General features: G+C 45.5%; 14 protein-coding genes. 10 read left to right on the top strand and 4 right to left on the bottom strand.

Going from position 1 to position 23,251, the window contains the following annotated elements; all coding sequences use genetic code 11:
* From P1X15_RS30855 to P1X15_RS30845, 3 genes are all read right to left on the bottom strand, one after another.
* Positions 1-3,486, bottom strand: coding sequence for a TonB-dependent receptor (locus P1X15_RS30855; protein WP_277341960.1), 3,486 nt, complete (start codon positions 3,484-3,486; stop codon positions 1-3).
* 134 nt (positions 3,487-3,620) lie between these two features.
* Positions 3,621-4,709 (bottom strand): FecR family protein, encoded by a 1,089-nt coding sequence (locus P1X15_RS30850; protein ID WP_277341959.1) that lies wholly within the window; start codon positions 4,707-4,709, stop codon positions 3,621-3,623.
* Between the two features lie 42 nt (positions 4,710-4,751).
* Positions 4,752-5,345, bottom strand: a complete 594-nt coding sequence (locus P1X15_RS30845; RefSeq protein ID WP_277341958.1) for an RNA polymerase sigma factor — start codon at positions 5,343-5,345, stop codon at positions 4,752-4,754.
* A 113-nt stretch (positions 5,346-5,458) separates the two neighbouring features.
* On the opposite strand from P1X15_RS30845, the gene P1X15_RS30840 reads away from it, so the two are divergent.
* Positions 5,459-5,671, top strand: coding sequence for a hypothetical protein (locus P1X15_RS30840; RefSeq protein ID WP_277341957.1), 213 nt, complete (start codon positions 5,459-5,461; stop codon positions 5,669-5,671).
* An 800-nt stretch (positions 5,672-6,471) separates the two neighbouring features.
* Here the strand turns inward: P1X15_RS30840 and P1X15_RS30835 are convergent.
* A complete protein-coding gene (locus P1X15_RS30835) occupies positions 6,472-7,071 on the bottom strand; it encodes an RNA polymerase sigma factor (RefSeq protein ID WP_277341956.1) in 600 nt (199 codons plus the stop codon).
* A 258-nt stretch (positions 7,072-7,329) separates the two neighbouring features.
* On the opposite strand from P1X15_RS30835, the gene P1X15_RS30830 reads away from it, so the two are divergent.
* The 9 genes from P1X15_RS30830 (at position 7,330) to P1X15_RS30790 (ending at position 23,249) form a co-directional block, all read left to right on the top strand.
* The gene (locus P1X15_RS30830; protein WP_277341955.1) at positions 7,330-8,577 is read left to right on the top strand and encodes a FecR family protein; all 1,248 of its coding nucleotides are present in this window, start codon (positions 7,330-7,332) and stop codon (positions 8,575-8,577) included.
* Between the two features lie 587 nt (positions 8,578-9,164).
* Positions 9,165-12,632: a TonB-dependent receptor gene (locus tag P1X15_RS30825; protein WP_277341954.1), complete on the top strand. Its 3,468-nt coding sequence runs from the start codon at positions 9,165-9,167 to the stop codon at positions 12,630-12,632.
* Positions 12,633-12,646: 14 nt separating this feature from the next.
* The gene (locus P1X15_RS30820; protein WP_277341953.1) at positions 12,647-14,395 is read left to right on the top strand and encodes a RagB/SusD family nutrient uptake outer membrane protein; all 1,749 of its coding nucleotides are present in this window, start codon (positions 12,647-12,649) and stop codon (positions 14,393-14,395) included.
* A 17-nt stretch (positions 14,396-14,412) separates the two neighbouring features.
* A complete protein-coding gene (locus P1X15_RS30815; RefSeq protein ID WP_277341952.1) occupies positions 14,413-14,967 on the top strand; it encodes an InlB B-repeat-containing protein in 555 nt (184 codons plus the stop codon).
* 166 nt (positions 14,968-15,133) lie between these two features.
* Positions 15,134-16,462 (top strand): SGNH/GDSL hydrolase family protein, encoded by a 1,329-nt coding sequence (locus tag P1X15_RS30810; protein WP_277341951.1) that lies wholly within the window; start codon positions 15,134-15,136, stop codon positions 16,460-16,462.
* A 3-nt stretch (positions 16,463-16,465) separates the two neighbouring features.
* Positions 16,466-18,487 (top strand): NPCBM/NEW2 domain-containing protein, encoded by a 2,022-nt coding sequence (locus P1X15_RS30805; RefSeq protein WP_277341950.1) that lies wholly within the window; start codon positions 16,466-16,468, stop codon positions 18,485-18,487.
* A 34-nt stretch (positions 18,488-18,521) separates the two neighbouring features.
* Positions 18,522-19,934 carry an alpha-L-fucosidase gene (locus tag P1X15_RS30800; protein WP_277341949.1) on the top strand — a complete coding sequence of 471 codons (1,413 nt, stop codon included), beginning with the start codon at positions 18,522-18,524 and terminating at the stop codon, positions 19,932-19,934.
* A gap of 31 nt (positions 19,935-19,965) precedes the next feature.
* A complete protein-coding gene (locus tag P1X15_RS30795) occupies positions 19,966-20,922 on the top strand; it encodes a sugar phosphate isomerase/epimerase family protein (protein WP_277341948.1) in 957 nt (318 codons plus the stop codon).
* Complete coding sequence (locus P1X15_RS30790) at positions 20,907-23,249, top strand: c-type cytochrome (RefSeq protein ID WP_277341947.1); 2,343 nt, start codon at positions 20,907-20,909, stop codon at positions 23,247-23,249. The genes P1X15_RS30795 and P1X15_RS30790 overlap by 16 nt, the downstream gene beginning before the upstream one ends.
* Positions 23,250-23,251 lie beyond the last annotated feature (2 nt).

Here is a 23,251-nt window from a genome sequence, read left to right as displayed (position 1 = left end):
TTAGAAACCGATATTCAAACCTATGGTGTACGTACGGGCCAAGGGATAAGAGCCATAATCGACCCCACCCGTCAGGGCGTTTTCGTAACCACTCACTTCAGGATTGAAGCCTAGGTATTTGGTGGAAGTAAAGGCGTTTTGGATACCCCCATATAGGCGAAGGCTCTGGATTTTGATGCGATCAAGGGCTACTTTAGGCAAGTTGTAGCCTAAGGTGATGTTACGAACCCTGAAATAACTTGCACTTTCTACCCAACGACTCGAAATGGCGTTGTTGTTGCCAGTAGTACGTTGATTAGCGCGAGGTACAATCCCGTCGCCAGGGTCTTGCGGTGAACGCCAGCGATTGAGTATGGTCGATAATTGGTTTTGATTTCCTTCTAAGTTTTCGATAAAACGGCGACTCAAGTTTAAAATCTGACCACCTTGCACGCCTTGAACCGTAATACCAAGGTCAAAGCCTTTAAAAGACAAGGTGTTGGTCATGCCATAAATAAAGTCAGGCTGGTTGTTTCCGATGATAGTGCGGTCGTCAGCGTTGATTTTACCGTCGTTGTTTATATCTGCAAACTTCACATCACCAGGGCGCGCGGTGGCGTCGTGTGGGTAGCTGTCCAAATCGGCTTGGTCTTTAAAGACGCCCAATTGCTGGTAGCCGTAGAAGTTGCCAAGTGGTTTGCCAATGACCGTAATGTTGGTCTCGCCTACGCCCGTACCACTTCTGATGGCATCGCCTGTGGGTCCGAGTGCCAATACTTTGTTGCGGTTAAACGAAATATTCAAATCGGTCGTCCATTTCAAATTGCCAGTGGTATTACGAGTCACAAGGCCAAATTCCATTCCCTTATTTTCGACTTTACCAATATTACGGCTAGCCGTTGAGAAACCTGTAAGGGTGGGAACTTGTACCGACAGCAACAAATCGGTGGTGATTCTTGAATAATAATCGGCGGTGAAAAAGATTCGATTTTTCCATAAACCTAACTCCAAACCAATGTCAGTTTGACGGCTTTTTTCCCAAGTTAGGTTGTCATTACCGATGGTAGAAGTAGCCAAACCATTGACGAGGGCATTTCCGAACACGTAGTTATCTGCCCCCAAAATCCCGATAGAGCCATAATTGGAGAAAGCATTATTTCCTGCTAAACCATAGCTTACCTTGAGTTTCATTTCTGATATGGTCGGAATGTTTTTCATGAATGGCTCTTCCGTGACGCGCCAACCAACAGAGGCTGAAGGGAAAATACCGTAGCGCTGATTGGCTCCAAAACGGGATGAACCATCGCGACGAATGGAGGCATTGACCAAATAGCGGTCTTTGTAAGTATAACCTACCCGTGCAAAATAAGAGGCCAACGACCACTGATCGCGCAGAGAACTACCACCGATAATAACACCTGCATTGACAGTACGTACAATATCATTAGGGAAACGGTTAGCGTTGACGCTATTGGACTCAAAGTCATTTTTTTGTGCTTCAAAACCCACCAAAGCATCAAGGTAGTGGTCGGCCATAAAGCTGACATTATAACCTAACGTATGACTCGTGACCCAGTTGATTGATTGACGCGTAGCTGAAGAGCCTGAATTGGCGTTGGGGGGCAACAATTGGTTCAGAGGAATGGCCGATGTCTGGAATTGATTTTGACGGAAATAATTTAAGTCAGCGCCAAACGTAGCGCGGTATTTGAGAGTTTTCCAAATGGTCAAATCTGCGTAAGTATTACCTAACAAACGCAAAGTGCTTGCGGTATTGTCAAGTTCGGTGATGTTGGCCACGGGATTGGTAACGCCTGCCCAGTCATAAGCCCCTGCAATCGAAGCTTGGGAGTTGTAAGTCACGCCATCCGCTTGGTAAATAGGAATGATAGGCGCTTGTGATAAAGCGGCGTTGATGACGCCATTGCTTGCCCAGTGACCATCCGAATTGACGCGGCGCTCGGTAGTAAAAGAAGGACTAACGCTCATTCCAATTTTCAGTTTAGGTGACAATTGGGCGTCGATATTAGAACGAAACGTATAGCGTTTCAGTCCCGAAGTATTGATGATACCGTCTTGTTTTAGATAGTTTCCCGAAACCATGTATTGGATTTTGTCGGTTCCGCCAGAGCCCGAAAGCTGATAACTACTGATAGGCGCTTGTCTAAAAATCAGGCTTTGGTAGTCGTAGGATGTCAAAGCGGCAGGGTTGTCAAAGTCGATACCGGGGTATTCACCACGTGGATAACGATATCGGTTTCCTGCAGCGCGTACGCTGTTGGGATCCGAAGCTTGCGCACCCGCTACGCGCTCTAAATAAGCGTTGTTGGAAGCTTCTTTGCTAAATTCCGCAAATTGCTGGGCATTTAGCATATCCATTTTTTTGCTGATTTCTTGGATACCTGTATAATAATCAAAGTTGATACGGCTGCGCCCCGCTTTACCGCGCTTGGTCGTAATCATCATTACACCGTTGGCTCCTCTTGAACCAAAAATAGCAGTCGCGGAGGCATCTTTCAATACATCCACGCTTTCTATATCGTTGGGATTCATGAGGTTAAGGCCGCTACCGTTGGTAAGGTCGCCTGAGTTGAGGGGTTGGCCATCTACCACAATCAAAGGGCCATTTCCGGCACTGATTGACCCAAATCCTCTGATTTTGACCGACGGGCTATTGCCAGGTGCGCCAGTGGTTTGTTGAATCAAAACACCGGGCAATTTACCTGCCATTCCTTCAGCGACGTTGGTGACGGGCATATCTTTGATGTCTTGTGAGCTGATAGAAGCGATAGAGCCTGTTACATCTTTCCGATTTTGGGTACCATAGCCCACCACCACGACTTCGCTCAGGGCTTTTACGTCCACTTTCAAAGTAACATCTACAGTAGTGCGACTTCCCACTGCGACTTCTTGCGCTTCGTATCCCACAAAACTATACACCAAGGTAACGCTCCCTTCTGGGATACTGAGGTTGTACTTTCCGTCGCCGTCGGTGATGGCACCTTTAGATGTCCCTTTTACTACCACACTTACTCCGGGCAGTCCTCCCCCGTTTTCATCGATTACTTTTCCTGATATTTGTCGGTCGATGGGGGCGAAGACGTTTGGGTGGATAGATGTTTGGGGGGAGTTGGTGGTTTTTTCGGCTTTTACTTTTTTGAGTAAGATGCGATTTCCTGCTACTTCATAGGCCACTTCTAGTGGCGTGAGTAAGCTCTCAAGTACATCTGCTAAGCGTTCATTGTGAGCCGCGAGGGATACTCGTCGAGTATTTTGGAGCACATTAGAACTGTACATAAACTGCACATTCGTCGTTTTTTCGATTCGCTGTAGTACTTTTTTGATTTCAGCGCTTTCAAAACTTAGCGTGAGTCGTTGGTTCAGGAGTTCCTGAGCGTGCATTTTGTGGGCATGGGATATACTCAAAAATAGCACAGCAACTATTAGTTGCGTCAAAGTAAACCTCATAATTCGAAGCCAAAATTGACCAGTAAAAAGGTTTTGCATAAATTTGTCTGGGTTTATAACATTGGTTTTGAGACATTAATCTTCACTACCATCTTTTTTTAGATAGCTTAGACACACATTTGAAAAAAGTTAAATCCAAATCGGCGGTGCTGGTACCACTGCCGATTTTTCTTTTAGATACATCCTTGGGCGTCAAAGATGATTTGTCCGTCCACAATCTCATAGGTTGCCCCCGTGATTTTGCAGAGTAAATGAAGTTTATCATATAGAGATTCATTGGAAAGTGTTGCAGTGATTTTACAGTTTTTAAGGTTTTCATTGTCAAACTGAAAATGAATACCGTAAGCTTGTTCTAATTGTTTCAGAACTTGTGAAAGCGGGGTTTCGTCATAAGAAAAGTGATTGATAATCACCTCTGGGCGCAGTACAATAGGTTCTACCACCAATGTTTTGCTAAGTTGTTTTTCTTTTTCTTCAAAAACCGCTGCTTGATTAGCCGTCAAAATTACGCCCTTAGTAGTGGTTATTGCGGTAGGAGTCTTCTTATCATTTGAATAGACCGAGACTTTGCCCGATCGTACTTGGACAGTGACGCGATTGTCTGATTCATAAGCTCTTACGGTAAAAATTGTTCCTAATACTTTGGTAGTTAGCTTTCCTGTTTGTACCAAAAAAGGTTCCTTTTTTTTCACTACCTCAAAAAGCGCCTCGCCCGTCAGAAACACTTCGCGGATTTCGCCCGTGAATTTGGGGGCGTATTTTAACCGACTATGCGGGCTGAGTTTTACAGTGGAGCCATCATCTAGTGTCAACATTAAGGAGCCTTCGGTTTCATTTACCGTTTCGGCCAGCGAATTGCTGAGAGGGAGAGATAGACTACTTAACTCAGTTTTTTGATTCTTATTCATAATCCACCAAGTACCTGAGGCCACAATGACTAACGCTACCACTGCTGCAAATCGATACCAAGGGCGTTGCCACCAAAAACGAGTAGATACCGTTACGTTTTGGTCAGAAGATTTAGTGATTTTCTCTAAAAATTGGCTGACTTCCTGGCGCACTTCTTTTTCAGAAAGTGATTCGGGCGCCACATTCATGGCTCTAATGAGCAACTCGGCCTGGCGAATGTCCGCCTTTTTTTCGGGATGCTGTTGTAAAAAGTGCATCCAAAAACTTTCATCACGCCCTTTGCCCCGAACCCAATCTCGGAAAGAGTCGTCTTTGACGAAATCTAAGGCGGTATATTCTTCGTATTTTTTCATTTGAGTGGTGTAATGCTTATCAATAAGATACCAAAAGGCCTACTATCTAACCCACATCGCTAATAATAATAAGTTGAGGCCCACTTGCCAGTGCTTTCTTAAACTTGTGAGAGCCTTTTGAAGTAAATTATACAGCGATTGTCGGCCTATTTGCATGGTTTCGGCAATTTGGTCGTAGCTTAGGTCTTGGTAGAATCGTAGATAGATGAGTTCTTTTTGACGCTGTGGAAGTTGATCCAATACTTGCTGTAATCGTTTGAGTTGATATACTTCATACTCATCTTCAATCATGCGCATATCTGGCGAAAACAGTACGTCGAAGTCGTATTCGTCGTTAAGCTCATACAAATGGTTGTGCTGTTTAGAGAGCTCTCTTAATAGTTTGGTTTTGAGGGATTTTAGTAAATAAGCCCTCACATTTTCGACTTCTCCAATGGTAGCGTGAATTTGCCAGAGACTCAAAAAAAGCTCTTGAATACAATCCTTCACTATTTCGCGCTCAGGACAAAGACGCATACCCCAATGAAATAAATCAGTGTAGTGTAATTGCATCAACTGTGCCAACGCAGAGGGAGCACCTGCGCGGTAATCTTGCCAGAGCTGTTGGGTGAGTTCGTCTTTGGGTCTGGGTTTCATGCGTTCAAATAGGACCTTTAATGACACGAGACATCAAACCAATAAACCTAACCTTTAGATTATGATTTTTTTTATAAAAATTTTAAATAAAATTCCATAGCTTGTCCCAAACTATGATTTGGGGCAAAAAACGGTACTGCGTCTCCGACGCACAACGGACGAGCAAAAGATACTTGAATCGCTTGCCCCAAACTATGATTTGGGGCAAAAAACGGTACCGCGTCTCCGACGCAAAACGGACGAGCAAAAGATACTTGAATCGCTTGCCCCAAACTATCATTTGGGGCAAAAAACGGTACCGCGTCTCCGACGCACAACAGATATAATACTCCCCACTAACTGGATAGCTACTTAAATTTATAACTTAGCGTGAATTATAGATAGACTAATTTGTAAATATCGGATAATAAGAGTGTAGACTCGGAGTAATAAAGATGTTTGTGGTGCTACCTCACAAATTACCCTTTTTCTACTCCTATGCTCTGCGAATCTAAAGCATTAAAACTCATCGAACTATTCATGGTCTGTGATGATTTTTGTAAGGCTCTTACCCAATGGTAACTTCAAGAGGGTAAACTTGTTAAAGTTCGTTCAAGTGAACTAAGTGACAGTGAAATGTTAACCATTGTAATCTTCTATCACTACTCCGGTCCGGCTCTAAATGTTTTCGCTACTATTATCAAGATTGGGTACTGGCGCAGTTAAGAAGTTATTTCCCAACTTTGATAAGCTATGAGTGTTTTGTGGCCCGAATGCCTGGGCTGTTACCAGGGTTGTTTCTGTTACTCACATGGCTTTGTGCTCAAAACCAACGAACAGGATATTGTTTTTATCACACTAAGCCCCCTCAAAAAGCACCTATATCCATAACTCACGTTAAATTATGAAGTTCATTGCACACACTCGAAAGTATTGGAGCGCTTCTGCGTAGTTGGTTACGCTTCCAGGGTGTAAGTCAAGAGAAACTACTATTTTATTTGGGTTTCTTTGAGTGGCTTCGCAAATATTCTTGGAGTTTTACGATTGCTCAAATCTAAAGGCCGAAACGGCACGTATCAAGAAAGTCAATGAGATAAATACATTAATTTGGCTTGCATAGAGCCTTAAGGATAATTGGATTTGGTCGTCAATCCTTCAAGAGTATAGAAAGAAGAAGCCAAAAGTACTGAATCTCAAGTTTTGCAATGCTGTAGGCACGAATATGTCGCATTGCACGGGAAAGATGAGTTTTTACCGTTTCATTAGATATTTGTAAAAGGCGGGCTATTTCTTCTCGTTTCAGCTCTTGTTCTTTACTAAGCAGATAAACCTGTTTTTGTTGAGCAGGCAAAAGATCTATTGCTTGCCGAATCACCTCCTCATATTCTTTTGTCAAGATTACACAATCTGCGCTGTTTTCGAAGGTAGGGGAATCATTTATCCAGACTTCTTCAATGTTTTTCTGACGAGCTGTCCGCTTTATAGCTGAAAAAACGTAATTACGTGCTACAATGAACAGATAAGCTTCAAAGTCCTTTATTTCGAGTAAACTGACCCGTTTTATCCAAATCCTGAGAAATACCTCCTGCACCACTTCTTCCGCCATGAAAGTAGATTCGGTTAGCCGTAATGCTACGGAATAAATTTTATTCCTGTATTGATGAAACAGTCGAGTAAAGGCCTGCTCATCTCCATTTGCTATAAGGGCTAGTTGGTCTTCTGATACATTTGATTCCTTCGCTTCCAAGGTCGAGCTGGAAAATTAAATTAGTGTTTATTATCATTAGCTTGCAAATATAATAATTTTAATAAAAAATAGTGCTATAGTGTCGACTTATACCGACCAAATGGGATTTTCCCGATTAAACTGATTTCACCCTTATAGGCTGTTTCTTAGACTCCCCTTAGTATCCTCATATTTAATCAACTTTTTTTACTCTTGTTGTCCCCCATAATCATTCTGGCGGAGTCTTTATAAGTGGAATCAGAATTTAGCGCCCCATCAATGCAAAACGATCGACTTGATTATCTTTTCCTACGCTACTATAAAAAGACGGCTACTCCTGCTGAACGAGAAGAGCTAATGGAGGTGCTCCGTGCAAACGAGAACAATGAGCAGATACAGCAGTTAATTAGTAAAGCGATTCGAGAAGAAGATTATTCGCATCAGCTCTCCAAAGAAGTAGCGGATGATATATTGTCATCAATCTTTGGTGCCACCTCAGAGGCTAGCAAACGCTTAGTACCCCAAATTGGTCAGGATGTTTTCGTTACGAAGCAGACAACGATTTTTAGGTCATTTAGCGCATGGGCATCTACAGTGGCCGCGGCCTGTCTCATAGGTATTATGTGCTTTGCGGGATACCGTTGGTATGAGGGTAAGTTTATTCAGAAAGACACTGCATTAGCTACCATCGAAGCCGGGAAAGAGTTACTTCCGGGGAAAGATAAAGCACAGCTAACACTTGGGGATGGACGGATTCTGGAGCTTGACGCCGTTAGTAGCGGACAGTTACTAAGGGCATCAGGAATAGAAATCAACACGAGCAAGGGAGAATTAATTTATACTAAAAACGCGGAAAAGGTTGAGTATAATACACTAATCACTCCCTTGGGCGGACAATATAAAGTCGTATTACCCGATGGCTCCCGGGCCTGGCTTAACGCGGGCTCCAGTCTGAGATTTCCGACAACGTTTTCGGGTACTAAAAGACAGGTAGAAATGAGTGGAGAAGTGTACTTTGAAGTACATCCTGATAAAAGCAGGCCATTTACGGTACAACTCGCAGAAAAGAAAGTAAATGGTGAAAATTTAGAAATCAATGTATTAGGTACTCATTTTAACGTATCCTCCTATTCCGATGAGCTAACCATTCGCACCACACTGCTGGAGGGATCGGTGGAACTGACTCAGGGAAATGCTTCTAAAATAATCACTCCTGGTCAGCAAGCGCAGGTATTGAGAGGTAAAGAAAAGCCTGAAATACAGGTCAGAAACGTAGATGCAGAAAGTATGGTTGCTTGGAAAGAAGGGCGGTTTGAATTTAACGGCAATCTAAAAGACATTATGCGCCAGATTGCCCGGTGGTATAATGTGGAAGTGCAGTTTGATGGCGATGTAGGTAACAAATCTTACATAGGGGCTATTTCACGGAAGAATAACGTAGCTGAAGTTCTGAAAATGCTTGAACTAACCGGAGGAATTAAGTTTACCGTAGTTGATAGGAAAATTATTATAAAACCTTCTAATTGAGGATTTACGGACTCTTTAGTAAGCAATAAATAGGTATAAGTGTCTGAGATTTAACTGGCTAATGTTTAATCTATTACCTGCTTTTTTAGGTACTCAACCACTTATTGAACAAACATTATAAAGCTGATACTAACACGGCAAAAAAGGGAAGAAATCGTTCACTATTGCTCAGCTTCCATAATTTTTGTTCCAGACGGCAATAGATTGATGTAATTCTTAACTGATTGAGCTTTTACTCAGTCGTACATAAAGGTCGTTCCCATAAAGGTCGGGCTAACAACCACTGGGCATGACATTACAATAATTCCATAACCCTTAAATTATAGCTAGCATGAAGCACTGAAAATCACTCGTACTCCCTCCGAAAAATCCTAAGGATAACCAGGTACGCTCGCGACGTACCTGGTAGATATTGGATTAATCTTGACATCATTTGATAAAACGAACGTAAACCATTAACCCAATCATACAAAAGTATGAAATTTTTATACAAGGTCAAAGCTGGCCTTTGGGAAACGTATATACATAACTATAAGGTGTTACATTCCCAAGGCACTAGAGTATATCGAAGTTCACTGATCCGAATCATGAAACTGACCGTACTGATTTTTCTGGTGGCTACCTTGCAAGTCGTTGCAGAAGCATCGTTTGCGCAGCAGATATCCATTCAGAAAAAAAACGCCACCCTGCTGGAAGTTCTACAGACTATTCGGACGCAAACGGGCTATTTATACGTCTGCGATTTGGAAATGCTGAAAAAGGCCCAGAAAGTAAGTTTAGATGTGAAAAATGCATCGATTAAGGATGTTTTGGATGAATGTTTTGCTAATCAATTGCTTACCTATCAATTAGTTGACAAAACGATTATCGTAAAGAAAAGAGAGCCAGAATCGTCGATAAGCAATCCAGAGAGCTTTTATAAACAACCGCAGCCTTCGTCTTATTCAACAATTGACAGACCAGGGCTAACGCTTTCTCTGGATAAGATACAGCTTGTTCAGAATGCCGATATTTCCATTACGGGAAAAGTGATTGATGAAAAAGAAGAAGCATTGCCTGGGGTCAATGTGGTGGTAAAAGGAACCCAAACTGGAACAACGACCGATGCTGGCGGCAATTTTAAGATAAATGTACCCAACAGAAACAGTATCTTAAAATTTAGCTCTGTTGGCTTCCAAAGTCAGGAAGTTCAGGTAGGCAATAAGAGCCGCATCGACCTTAAAATGGTCGTAGACAATAAGGTACTGGATGAAGTGGTGGTAGTAGGATATGGAGAACTGAAAAAAAGCGATTTTACTGGGGCAGCCTCTAAAGTAAGTCTGGAAGGTGCTCAGGAAAGACCCTATGCCTCTTTTGATGGTGCTTTGCAGGGTCGGGTTGCTGGTGTCCAGATTACGGCCAATACTGGGACACCAGGGGGAGAAATGACATTCAGAGTACGTGGAAGTACCTCTACGACAGGTGATAACCAGCCTTTAATTGTCGTAGATGGATTCCCGCTGGTCACCGATAATTCCATGATTACGGCTGGTAGTGAAGGTACGATTACAGATATACGGGGTGCCAGTGGGCTATCCATTATCAATCCCAATGATATCGAATCCATAGAAGTTCTAAAAGATGCGTCGGCAACGGCTATTTATGGTTCACGGGGTGCCAATGGGGTTATTATGATCACTACCAAACGTGGGAAGAACGGTCGGGATAAGGTGGAATACAGTTCCAGAATGGATTTTGGAGATAAGCCCAGGGATATGGGTCTGTTAAGTACCCGGGAATTTATGGATCTTTGGAATGAAGCCTACCGAAACACGAATCCCAATGCTACTAAGCCTTATTTTACGGCCTTGGACTATGCCACCATGCCCGACATTAACTGGCAAGATCTGGTGCTTCAAAAATCGTTTGGTCAGACGCACTCACTGACCTTATCAGGCGGAAATCCCAAAATGAAATATTCAGTGTTTGGAAGCTACGCTGATCTGGATGGGTCGGTAAAGTATGCCTCAAATTTCAAACGGGGCACCATGCGCTTAAATCTGGATCGAGAAGTAAGTACACGATTTAAGTTTGGGGTAAGTGTGTCCGGGGAAATGATTAAGAATCAGGCCGTTGGGCAGTCCAATTCGAATGGAAATGTGAATGGTTCAATCATTAATGCCTTACTGACCGCTCCACTGAACAATCCCTATGATGCGTATGGTGATCTCGTCAATTTAAGAGGGGCGAATGGAGGTGGTAATCCGCTTACGCTGATTATGAATGTCAAGGATATAACCAACACCTACCATTTCAACATTAACAATAATGCTACGTTTCAGATTCTTAATGGCTTAACTGCCAACGCCCGAGTTGGGTTGGATTACAAGCGTATTCAGCGGAACATGTATCAGCCTATGGATACCCGAATTGGTCTTGCCAGTAAAGGATATGCCTATAGTGGCGAAGGCGATCAGCTGAGTTATTTGAGTGATCTGACCCTGAATTACTCCAATACAATTGGCAAACACCGACTGAATGCCGTAGGCGGTTTTTCACATCAGGATTGGCAACTTCGAAATTACGCCAGCGTAACAACAGGATTTGCCAGCGACCAACTGACATATTATGCACCTCAATCGGCCAATACAGTTCAAACACCAGTTGGCAAGTTCGAGAAAAGTGCCTTGAATTCATTTCTGGCCAGAATTGCCTACAGTTATGATGAACGTTTTTTGCTCACCCTCACCGGCCGTTCTGATGGTTCGTCCAGGCTGGCCGCAGGTCATAAATGGGCAACGTTCCCATCGGTGGGCGTAGGCTGGAATATTCACAATGAAAAGTTTATGAAATCCGTCAGCAGCATCAGCAACCTGAAACTACGGGGAAGCTGGGGCATTTCTGGAAATCAATCGGTTCCAATTGGAGCTTCTCAGTATAAGTACACCTATTCTAAATACTCATTTAACCAGTCGGTAACCACTGGCTATAACCTGAGCACCATTGGCAATCCGGAACTCGGATGGGAAAATACAGCGCAGGTGAACATTGGTCTTGAAAGCGGGTTCGTCAACAACCGCTTTATGTTCAACGTTGATTTGTACAAAAAGCGAACCACAAACTTACTGTTTAACCGGGCAATTCCAGATTATACAGGCTTTAGTTATTTACAGACGAATGGGGGGATTATCGAGAACCGTGGGGTCGAATTTGAAGCAAAAGCCATCGCCATGCAAAAGGCGGTAACCTGGAATATTTCGGGCAATCTGTCTATCAACCGGAATAAAGTGCTTGACCTGGGAGGTATGAACGACCTGTTTGGCCCAATCTTTAACGCTAGTATGGGTAAAAACCAATTCTGGACCATTGCGCGGGTAGGCAATCCCATTGGTGTTTTTTATGGCTATAAAGTTGACGGAATTTACCAGACACCCGCCGAAGTGGATGCTGGCCCGGCCGATCCAAACAAGGTGCAAGGCGGATGGAAATTCCTGGATATCAGTGGGCCAGATGGCGTTAAGGACAACAAAATTACGACCGACGACATGACCATCATGGGTAATCCGTATCCCAAATTTACCTATGGTTTAACGAATGATTTAGCCTTCAAAGGACTGTCTCTTTCTGTATTCATCATGGGTAGTCAGGGCAATGATATTCTAAATATGTATCGTATCCAGACGGATGCCCTGACAGTAACTACTAATCCTCCCAATACTACCCGGGAAGTTTACAATAACCGCTGGACAGGACCAGGCACTAGCAATAAATACCCCAAACCGCTATTTGTCAATAACCGATTCTATCAACGTCCGAACAATACCATCGTAGAAGACGGCTCTTTTATCAAGCTGAAAACGGTTACATTATCCTATGAATTACCAACTCGTATGATTAAGGGTATCCAGAAACTGAGAGTCTACGTTACTGGTACTAATCTATTTGTAATTACTAAATACACTGGTTTCGATCCTGAAATCAATAGTTATGGATTTAATTCAATGGCACAAGGGTTTGACTTGGGCTCTATGCCCCAGATTAGATCGTATTCGGCAGGTGTGACACTCGGATTTTAAAAAAACGAACAGAAATGAAAACCAATACTAAAGCATCCTTAGCTGGGATTGTGCTTGCCTTAACCCTATTGAGCGTTGGCTGCTCCCTTAAAGAGGAAATATTCGATACACCTGTACCCAATCAGGTGCTTACCAAGGAAAGTGATGTACCTGTGGTTTTGTACGGGTTGTACGGGGCGATGGCCGATATTTTTGCGGAAGGGGGCATTTATCTGCCCCTAACCAATGGCACTGAAATCGTAGGTCTGGGAAGTGTAGATGCCGAAAGAACGTATAAATACGATGCTTCGAGCAACTATGTCAAAAGTTTATACTCCAGAAATTACAAAGTAATTAACAATGCCAACAGCTTGCTTGAAAATCTGGAGAAAATCAGCTTTCAGAATACAGCGAATGCAGACCGGTATCGCGGTGAGGTCAGTTTCCTGCGGGCGTTTTCCTACTTTCATCTGGTACGCTTTTTTGGCAAAGTCCCAATTGTCACGAAATCAACGACTTCCTCTGGCGACTACAACGCCCCGCGTTCGTCGGTCGATGATGTCTATAAATTGGTATTTGACGGTTTTAAGCTGGCCTCAGCAACCTGCCCAAAGGCCAATGGGATGTCGACCGCTGAGCGTGGGCGTGTGACCAAAGGAGCAGCACAGGCCTTACTGGCCGAAGCCTACCTGACCTACGCTAATTATCTGGATTTGGCGAAACGAACCAGCGAATCCTCTGCTTATTACCAACTGGCAAAAAACTATGCCGATAGTGTCATTCTGAGTGGCAGCTATCAATTGGTTCCTAAGTATGCTGATCTGTTTGACAACACAAAAGAAAATGACGCCTATAAGGAGGTAATATTCGGGATTCAGTATACCGCCGATGCCTCGGCTGGATCACTGGGCTCGAACGGAGCCAGTTTTGCTACGTTTTTTGCCCCAGCCAACCGTTTCAAAGTATGTGGTGTTGCCCCAGACGGTTTGGCTAGTGCCACCTACGGCATTACCCCCTGGGTATATGATTTATACACACAGGGCAACTACAAAGGCACTGACGGCACGCTTGATTTTCGGATGGGCAACACCATGATTCCTACCCGCTACGTCAATGATGTGGCTTCTCGAACAGCCGGTAAAAGCGTAGAAATGACCACCTATCCGCAAATCAGAAATTCGGCAACCGATGTAAATCCAAGTCGTTTTTTTGCGAATACTACTAAATACATTGATTCCCGTGGGCTTACGCTGAGCAACAATGGCAACGATTATTTTTACATCCGTCTGGCTGAAATCTATCTGATTAAAGCCGAAGCCATGAACGAGCTAGGAGGGCCTGTTGCCGAAGCCATAGATGCCTTCAACCAAGTGAGAGCCAGAGCTAGGACATCGGCCATTTTCGTTAGTGCTGTTCCTAAAAATCTGGCTATCAGCGAGGTAAATTCCAAAGAAGACTTCCGACTTAAAATCTATGATGAACGAGTAGTCGAATTATATGGTGAAGGGCGGAATTTTTTCGATGTCCGACGTATGCGATACAAAGACAACAGTCGTACGATTTTACAGTACATTATTCAGGATGTCTACCCCCGTTTGATGGCCGAAGGCAATAATAAATCCCTGGAATTTAATACGACTACCAACCAGTGGGAAGGAGTCCGATTAAATGTGTTGCAGGTTCCTGCGGGCTGGAATGAGAAATGGTTGCTGTTTCCGATCCCAGCAACAGAATACCTGCTAAATCCAGGATTTAAGGGCGATTATAACCCAGGATGGAACTAACTAAGACATTAACTCACATGAAAAAAATACTAAAATTTACTGCACCTTTTATAGTAGTACTCATAGCTATCGGCTTACTGGGTTCCTGCAAAGAAAAGACGCTGACGCCAAAAACTGTCGTTGTCACCTTCAATAGCGATGGAGGAACCCCCGCCGTTTTAACCGTCGAAACGGCCCTGAACGACCGGGTGAAACTGCCCGATTATCCGACAAAAAGTGGCTATGACCTTATAGGCTGGTATTGGGCAAAAGACCCTTCGTTACTGTTCGACTATGAATATGCCCGGGTCAATGCCAACATCGAACTCATTGCCAAATGGGCACCCGGAACGGGCAAACGATACACGGTAACATTCGATTCTCGGGGCGGACAACCCGTTCCGAGCCCCCAATCTGTTATTGCCGACAACTACGCCAGAAACCCGCTGGAACCTTTCTGGATGGACCCTAAAGTGGTTAATGCCTTCAAAGGATGGTATAAGGATAAGGCGCTGACTATCCCGTTTAATTTTACTAAGGATAAAGTATCTGGAGATATTACTTTATATGCAAAATGGAACAATGACGTCTGATAGCGCTTGCTGTCGGTAGCATTGACTGGCATATTCCCAGTTGCCAAACCAGATTCTCAATCCCGTTCGTCCAAATTCAGGCAGGAGCATTTCTCAAAACCGCCGTCTTAAAAACGGTTTGGGTTGGACTGTCTGACTATTGCCAAAACTTATTACAGATACGTGAATGACTGATTCTAAAAATTCTCTGGCAAGCTTTCGGGCGAGCCATTCATGGGCATTTTTCAGTACCACCTTGGCGTTACTGAGTACGCTTATGTTGAACACCCTGGTGGTACTGGCTCAGCCCGTCAAAACAGCCTCTAAAGCGATAGACGCTCAGATTCGAAACAGAGAGGTTTTCCATAGGCGGGGAGGCCTGCCAAACATTTTTTACAAAATTGACACCCAGCAGGAAGTAAAAATAGCGTATCTGGGTGGAAGCATTACCGGCGCACAAAACGGTTGGCGCGACCTAACGTTCAACTGGTTTAGACTTACGTATCCAAATACCGTTTTCCATCAGGCCAATTACGCCGTTGGAGGGACAGGCTCGGTACTCGGTGTATTCCGGCTCGACGACTTGCTGAACGAAAAGCCCGACCTCTTGTTTGTTGAATTTGCCGTGAATGACGAAAACGAAATGTCGATAGACCGGAGGATACTGGCTATGGAAGGAATCGTACGGAAAACTTGGCAGGCGCTTCCCAATACGGATATATGCTTCGTTTACACCACCGCCCTGCGATTTTGCGATACATTGATGTTGACGGGTAAACGAATGGAAGCTGTGATCGACCATGAGAAAATCGCTAGCCATTACGGTATTCCGTCTATCGATATGGGGCTGGACGTAGTCCGATTAGCCTTAGCTGGCAAACTGATCCTTTCGGCCAATCCTCTGGAGCATCCTCATGCCAACGTTTTTCTGAAGAAAGGTGATGACTACCATCCCATCGAAAGCGGGCATATCGTATATGCTGGATCGGTCATTCGGGAATTACAGAAAATGAACAAAAAATCGCTACCGAAACCGCATACACTTCTGATGCCCTATCGACCCGACAATTGGCAGGAAAGTCATCTATTAACCCCCGCCCAGACCGAACATAAAGGCAACTGGGAAAAATTTTCGGATGAGCAAAAAGACAAATTGGCGGGGCCGGTTCCAAGCCTGTATAAAGGCAAACCCGGGGCGATTTCACGTTTTCGATTTGAGGGAAACGAGCTGGGTATTTATGACATCATAGGCCCTGGAACGGGAATTATTGACGTAACGATTGACGGTCAGCTTCAGGAAGTAAAGCGCTTCAATCATAACTGCAGCTTCTGGCATCGGCACAATATTTTTCTGAATAAGCTGCCCCAGGGTGTTCACACAGTAGAGATAAAAGTCACCAATAAAGAGTTGGAGAAAAAGCTGGTTATGAAACCCGATGACGATCCTGCCAAGTATGCAAACTATGACTGGTATCCAATTGGTATCCTGATAACCGGAAAGCTCCTAAACAAATAAACAATGAACAGTATACCCATGACAATACAAATGTATAATCAGCCTATTAACTATCTTCCAATGCATTCACATACACCCTTATTGTTCGTTCTGAAAACCGGATTATTGATGCTTTGTCTACTGATGAGTTTGGGCGTGGGCGCACAGACAAAAGACCATAAGCGAACTATTTTGCTGGACTATCTGGATCTCAATAAACTGACACAGACGATAGGTAGACCCCAGGTTACGGGCGAACGCGCCGATTTGAAAATCAATAAACGCCAGTTTATGTATGGCATCCATACCCGTACCGAAAGTCGATTGTATCTGGAACTGGATGGGAAGGTGGATGAATTTTCGGCAGAGGTGGGCATTGATGATCGCAGTACCGCTTTCCGGGTCGATACGGTCGATAAGACAAAATCCACGGCTAACTTTTATGTGATTGGCGACGGGAAAGTCCTTTGGGAAAGCGGACTAATGAAGTATGGCGAAAACGCCAAACCGGTGCATGTACAGCTTGCAGGTATCAAAGAATTACTTCTGAAAGTGACTGGCGGCCCCGGTAATACGCACGTTGATTGGGTGGATGCCAAATTGACCTATTCGGGTGCGATGCCCAAAACCATCTGGTCGCCGGAAGACAAGGCCGCCATTGTGAAGAACCTGGCGTTTATACGTCAACAGAATGAACGCTACCCTCAGCCTCGTATCAATGGAGCCATGAAGGTGGGCATTCGCCCGAATACGCCCCTGTATTACCCAGTGGCAGTCACCGGCATGCGACCAATGACGTTTCAGGTGACGGGAATGCCACCGGGACTTGTGCTGGACAAAAACACGGGTATCATTCGTGGCCAGGTTCAAAAAGCAGGCGATTATACCTTGCAGTTAACGGTTACCAACAAACATGGCAAAGCGCAGCGGTCTCTTAAACTCCTGGTTGGGGATCAATTGGCCCTCACACCTCCCATGGGTTATCTCTCCTGGAATGTCGTGGAAGGCTTAATTAGCGAACCATTTATCCGTGAACTGGCCGATGCCATGGAACAGTTCGGCCTCCGGGATGTGGGCTACCAATACATTAATATGGACGACTGCTGGCAGGGAAGCCGGGATTCTAGTGGCAACATTACACCAGACCGATTCCGGTTTCCGAACGGGATGAAAGTTGTTGGCGACTATCTCCATACCAAAGGGTTTAAGTTCGGCATTTATTCCAGCCCCGGCCCAACCACCTGCGCAGGTTATCCAGGTACGCTCAACTTCGAGGAGTCAGATGCTAGAACCTGGGCGAGCTGGGGAATCGATTATGTAAAATACGATGGCTGCTCGGTTCCGGGCGAGCGGGCGAAAGAACTGTATGGATTGATGGGCAAGCTGTTGAAAGAATCAGGTCGCTCCATTGTTTACTCCGGCCGAAAAGATTCGGGGGCTCATTTGTGGCGGATCGGTGGCGACCTACGCGACCAATGGTACATAGAAGGACGGGATGTGGGGATCATCCAAAGCTTTGAGAAAGCCATTGTAAATGCTAGTACACAGCAGCCAGGTGGCTGGGTCGATCCCGATATGCTGGTTATCGGCATTTACGGAAAAGGCAATTCTGGAAATGACAAAACAGACTCCCGAGGCTGTACCGATACTGAATATCAGAGCCAAATGAGCTTATGGGCGCTCATGAGTGCCCCCCTGTTCATTACAGCCGACATCAGACGAATCAGCCAGGCATCGCTCGAAATCCTGACAAACCCCGAAGTGATCGAGGTGAACCAGGACCCACTGGGTAATTTCCCAAAACGAGTTGGGGGTTCAGGTGAACAGGAGATTTGGGTAAAGGAGATGGAAGATGGCTCGAAGACAGTGGCTCTTTTCAATAAATCATCCCAGACAGGCGAGATGACCCTTACATGGGCCGACATCGGATTGACCGGTGCGCATTCGGTAAGAGATCTCTGGCTCCGGAAGGAGTTGGGCAAGGTTAACGGCTCACTGTCGATGGCGGTTCCGTCGCACGGCGTGGCCCTAATTCGCATTCAGTAAACTGTCCAGACAAGAACACTAAACACACGTTTCGTTGAAAAACATACGCTTACACCAATCCTTATTTCTGGGCTTAGGTACGCTCTTGACCTGGGGACTCCTCGCTTTTCAACCTGTAGACGCACAGGGAACGCAAGCCTATGATGCCGAAAAAACTTACAAGACTCCTAAGGATATACTTGTTCAGAAGAAAATAGCGAGCTGGCAGGATCTCAAATTCGGTCTTTTTATGCACTGGGGCACCTACAGCCAATGGGGCATTGTGGAATCCTGGTCACTTTGCCCGGAAGACAGAGCCTTCACGCAGCGAAAGGGGCCTCATTCCGCTAACTGGTATACCTATAAGCAAGCCTATGAAAACCTTCAGACCCAGTTTAATCCGACACGGTTTGACCCGACTAAATGGGTAGCGGCCGCAAAAGATGCTGGCATGAAATATATGGTGTTTACCACCAAACATCATGACGGTTTTTCGATGTATGACACCAAATACACCGATTATAAAATTACCAGTCCCCGAACGCCTTTCTCTAAAAACCCCAAAAGGGATATCACCAAAGAGATTTTCAACGCCTTTCGGAAGGAAAATTTCATGATAGGTGCCTACTTCTCGAAACCAGACTGGCATTCGGAAGACTATTGGTGGTCTTACTTTCCGCCTAAAGATCGGAACGAGAGCTATGACCGAACCAAATACCCGGATCGCTGGAAACGCTTTACTGATTTTACCTACAACCAGATTGAGGAACTGATGACGGGGTATGGAACCGTTGATCTGTTGTGGTTCGATGGGAGCTGGGCAAATATGGATATGGCTCCCATTGTGACGATGGCCCGCAATGATCAGCCCGGTGTGATTATCGTTGATCGACACGGCAAGCCGGACTATGTCAACTACCTGACGCCTGAGCAAAAAGTACCGGATCATTACATTCCTTATCCGTGGGAAACCTGTATGACGATGGGCAAATCCTGGTCGTATATACCGGATGAACAGTTTAAACCCGCCCGAAAGCTCGTCCAACTCCTGGTGGATATTACCGCTAAAAACGGGAATCTGCTGTTAGGCATCGGCCCTGGACCAGATGGCGAATGGCACAAGGAAGTATATGATCGACTGGCCGACATTGGCAAATGGATAGCCGTCAACGGGGAGTCGATTTATGGTACCAAGCCTGTTGCGCCTTATCGGCAGGATAAATGGGCTTACACCGGGAAAGGTTCTATTCGGTACGTATCGTATTTGCCCGATGACCAGGAAAATGAGCTGCCGGAAAAACTGATGGTTCCCGCAACAGCGGTGACCAAGGGGACAATTATACACCTATTGGGTGTTGAAAAGCCCCTTAAATGGAACAAAAACGGCGATCAGATTGACGTGACTATTCCTAAGCAGATTATAAAACAGCTCGCCGGTGAGCCCGTATGGGTCCTGAAATTATCTTGAGCGAAAGAGCGCAAGTTTATACCCCAAAACTATGTCCATAACAATCAACCGCCGGGACTTTACGGCTATGCTGCTGGCAACCGGTACCACCGCCCGCTATCGGCGGCCTGTTTCGACTCCCGATTCGGCAGCAGCCATGCCCCATGCAACTATTAACATCAACATGTTTTCGAAAGGGTTGGAGTGGATGGACTACGACGCGTTAACCGATACGTTAGTCGCTGCTGGCTTCAACGGGATAGACCTCACAGTACGGGGAGGAGGCCATGTTCTACCGGAAAATGTGGAGCGGGATCTCCCAAAAATCGTTGAGATCGCCAAAGCAAAAGGGCTTGCCATACCGATGATGGTTACCTCTATTGTTGATCCGGGCAACCCGATGACCGAACGAATCCTAAAAACCGCTTCCCAAGCGGGTATCAAGCATTATCGTATGGGATATTTGTCGTATGACCCTAAACTGAGCATACAGGAAACGTTTCAGAAACACAAAAGTACCCTTCAGCGGCTAGCCGACCTGAATCATACATACGGCATCCAGGCCGGGTATCAAAATCATCAGGGCACCAATCTGGGGGCGTCTGTCTGGGACATCTGGTATCTTGTTCAGGAGTTGGACAACAGGCTGGTTAGTCTGCAATATGATACCGCCCATGCTCAGGCCGAGGGCGTTAACTCCTGGGCGAATACGCTCCGCGTCGTTTCTCCCCAGATTGGTTCTCTGCCGCTGAAAGATTACAAATGGGAAGTAGTGGATGGCAGGCTTCGGACAAAATACGCGCCCATTGGCGAAGGAATGGTCAATTTTAAAACTTTTTTTCAACGCATAAAGGAGGCAAACCTTGTCCGACCCTTTTCGCTCCATTTCGAGTATCCGTTACTCAATGAAGCTGATAAGGACTTGAGCGTCACCGAAAAGATGAAAAAAATCATTCCTGTTCTTAACCGGGATGTCCGTAAAATCCAAGAGCTATGGCAACAATCCTAACTGTTAGCAGAAAACGTAGCGTAGTAGCGTTGGCCGGGCTTGCCCTTGCTTTGTTTTGGGCGGGTAGCTCACGTACTGAAAACGCCATAAACCGACCACGTGACCCTTGGGTGTTCCGTTCTGTATTGGACAAAAAGCCACGAATGCTCACGCTGGCGCTTAACCTGGAGATGTATCTGGCCTACGATCTCACTACCTGCACCGTTTATAAAGCGTGGAAAGGCGGAGTATCAATGGATGGGGCAGCCTATACCGATAAAAAAACCATACAACCTTCCTCTTTTGGAACGGCTTATTTTTCGGATACGCAGCATGCTACAACATGGAGCGTTGAATCGGCCGGGAAGAACGTACTGACGCAGGTTATCAGCAAGGGCTACCACTTTGTAAAAAACCAGGTTTATCTGACCTATGCGCTGGTGCTGGTTTCGTCCGATACGGTAACGGTAGAAGAGCGTCCCGAATTCATAACCGGTAGTTCAGGGAAGCCGGGTCTGGAAAGAGTATTCCGGGTATCGGGTTTGCCTGAGAGAACTTCCGTGATGCTAAAGTCGCCGGATAAGGTTATTCGATTAAACGCCAACGGCACTACCCGGACGACGATCTTCTTCGGAAAACTTCCTGCCCAGAAACGCCCCATTATCGAAGAACAGTTTGATCATAAGGGACAGTATTACATGGGAAAAAGCGACTGTTTTACCTGTCATGAACTGACTGAAGACAATGTAGGCCCTTCGTTTGTTCATATCGCCCAGCGGTATGAGGCTAAGCAGGATCTACAACGCCTGGTCAAAAAGATCAAAGAAGGGGGGACGGGAGCTTGGGGTACTGGGGTCATGAACCCACATCCGCAGCTTTCCGACGATGAGCTAAAAACCATTCTGGATTATGTTTTCAGCTTAAAGCCTGCAACCAAAACAGAGGTTTCAACACCCACTGTGGCGAACGAAGTGAATGTACGAAAACCAACCAGACCCGGCGATGGCGCTGATGTAGAGGGCGTACATCCGAGTTATAACCTGACGACCTTACACAGACCGGATTTTCGCCCTCGTGTGGGTGGACTGGCATTTCTTCCAGACGGCCGATTGCTGGTCTCGACCTGGGATTCGGTTGGGGGCGTTTATCTCCTCGACCATCTACAAGGCGATTCGTCGAAGGTAAGCATTAAGCGAATAGCAGCCGGGCTGGCCGAGCCACTGGGTCTTGAGGTGGTTAACGGGCAGATTTATGTTTTACAAAAACACGAACTCACCCAGCTTATCGACCACGATGGTGATGAGGTTATCGACGAATATCGGGCTATTTGTAATACGTGGCAGGTAACCGCCGATTTTCATGAGTTTGCGTTCGGGTTGGTTTATAAGGAGGGATATTTTTACGTAACCCTGTCGATGGCCATGCGGCTCAAACCAGGCGTAAAGCAAACCCCCGATCGCGGTCGGACAATCCGAATCAGCCCGGATGGACGCTATCAATGGGTCAACTTTGGCTTGCGCACACCCAATGGTATTGGCATGGGGATCGACAATGAAATCTTCATCACGGATAATCAGGGGCAATGGTTACCTGGCAACAAACTCATTCATCTTAAACAGGGCGAATTTCATGGAATGGGGTGGGCAATTCCTCCCGATGGGAAGGAATTGCCGGTTATGACCCCACCCACCCTTTGGCTTCCTCAGAATGAAATTGCCAATTCCCCATCCGAACCTACCCTCATAAAGGACGGTCCGTATAAAGGCCAGATGCTGCACGGCGATGTGACGCATGGCGGTATTAAACGGGATTTTCTGGAAAAAATAAACGGGTCTTATCAGGGCGCTGTTTTCCGGTTCAGTCAGGGATTTGAAGCGGGCGTCAACCGCCTACGCTGGGGTCCTGATGGTGCCCTGTACGTAGGCGAGCTAGGAATGGAAGGTGGCGGATGGAGCTGGAAAGAACGAAAATACGGCCTGCAACGGATGACGTATAACGGCCAGACCACGTTTGACATGCTGGCTGTCCGGGCTAAACCCAATGGTTTTGAGATTGAACTGACGGAGCCACTCAGCGCCGACCTTAATGTCAGCTTAGCCGATTTTCACATTGAGCAATGGCGGTATTTACCCACATCATCCTACGGTGGCCCTAAGTTGGATCAGGAAGAAATGGTGGTCAAACACATCATCCTTTCCAACGATAGAACCCGGTTATCCCTGCAAATACCCGGTTTAAAGAAAGAGCATGTAGTTTATTTTCGGTTGTCAGACCGTTTGCGGAACAACAAGGGGAAACAACTCTGGTCAACAGAAGCCTGGTATACACTAAATGCTATTCCTGAATAAAA

This window comes from Runella sp. MFBS21 (assembly GCF_029433105.1).
GTDB lineage: Bacteria > Bacteroidota > Bacteroidia > Cytophagales > Spirosomataceae > Runella.
The sequence above is the reverse complement of the archived record's forward strand: the minus strand, read 5'-3'. Positions and strand labels throughout refer to the sequence as shown.

What these genes read in the sequence shown, in the direction of transcription:
- P1X15_RS30815 (WP_277341952.1), top strand. Translation starts at nt 14,413, where the DNA reads ATGAAAAAAATACTAAAATTTACTGCACCTTTTATAGTAGTACTCATA.
- P1X15_RS30850 (WP_277341959.1), bottom strand. Translation starts at nt 4,709, where the DNA reads ATGAAAAAATACGAAGAATATACCGCCTTAGATTTCGTCAAAGACGAC.
- P1X15_RS30845 (WP_277341958.1), bottom strand. Translation starts at nt 5,345, where the DNA reads ATGAAACCCAGACCCAAAGACGAACTCACCCAACAGCTCTGGCAAGAT.
- P1X15_RS30840 (WP_277341957.1), top strand. Translation starts at nt 5,459, where the DNA reads ATGATTTGGGGCAAAAAACGGTACTGCGTCTCCGACGCACAACGGACG.
- P1X15_RS30825 (WP_277341954.1), top strand. Translation starts at nt 9,165, where the DNA reads ATGAAACTGACCGTACTGATTTTTCTGGTGGCTACCTTGCAAGTCGTT.
- P1X15_RS30855 (WP_277341960.1), bottom strand. Translation starts at nt 3,486, where the DNA reads ATGCAAAACCTTTTTACTGGTCAATTTTGGCTTCGAATTATGAGGTTT.
- P1X15_RS30795 (WP_277341948.1), top strand. Translation starts at nt 19,966, where the DNA reads ATGTCCATAACAATCAACCGCCGGGACTTTACGGCTATGCTGCTGGCA.
- P1X15_RS30810 (WP_277341951.1), top strand. Translation starts at nt 15,134, where the DNA reads ATGACTGATTCTAAAAATTCTCTGGCAAGCTTTCGGGCGAGCCATTCA.
- P1X15_RS30790 (WP_277341947.1), top strand. Translation starts at nt 20,907, where the DNA reads ATGGCAACAATCCTAACTGTTAGCAGAAAACGTAGCGTAGTAGCGTTG.
- P1X15_RS30820 (WP_277341953.1), top strand. Translation starts at nt 12,647, where the DNA reads ATGAAAACCAATACTAAAGCATCCTTAGCTGGGATTGTGCTTGCCTTA.
- P1X15_RS30805 (WP_277341950.1), top strand. Translation starts at nt 16,466, where the DNA reads ATGAACAGTATACCCATGACAATACAAATGTATAATCAGCCTATTAAC.
- P1X15_RS30830 (WP_277341955.1), top strand. Translation starts at nt 7,330, where the DNA reads ATGCAAAACGATCGACTTGATTATCTTTTCCTACGCTACTATAAAAAG.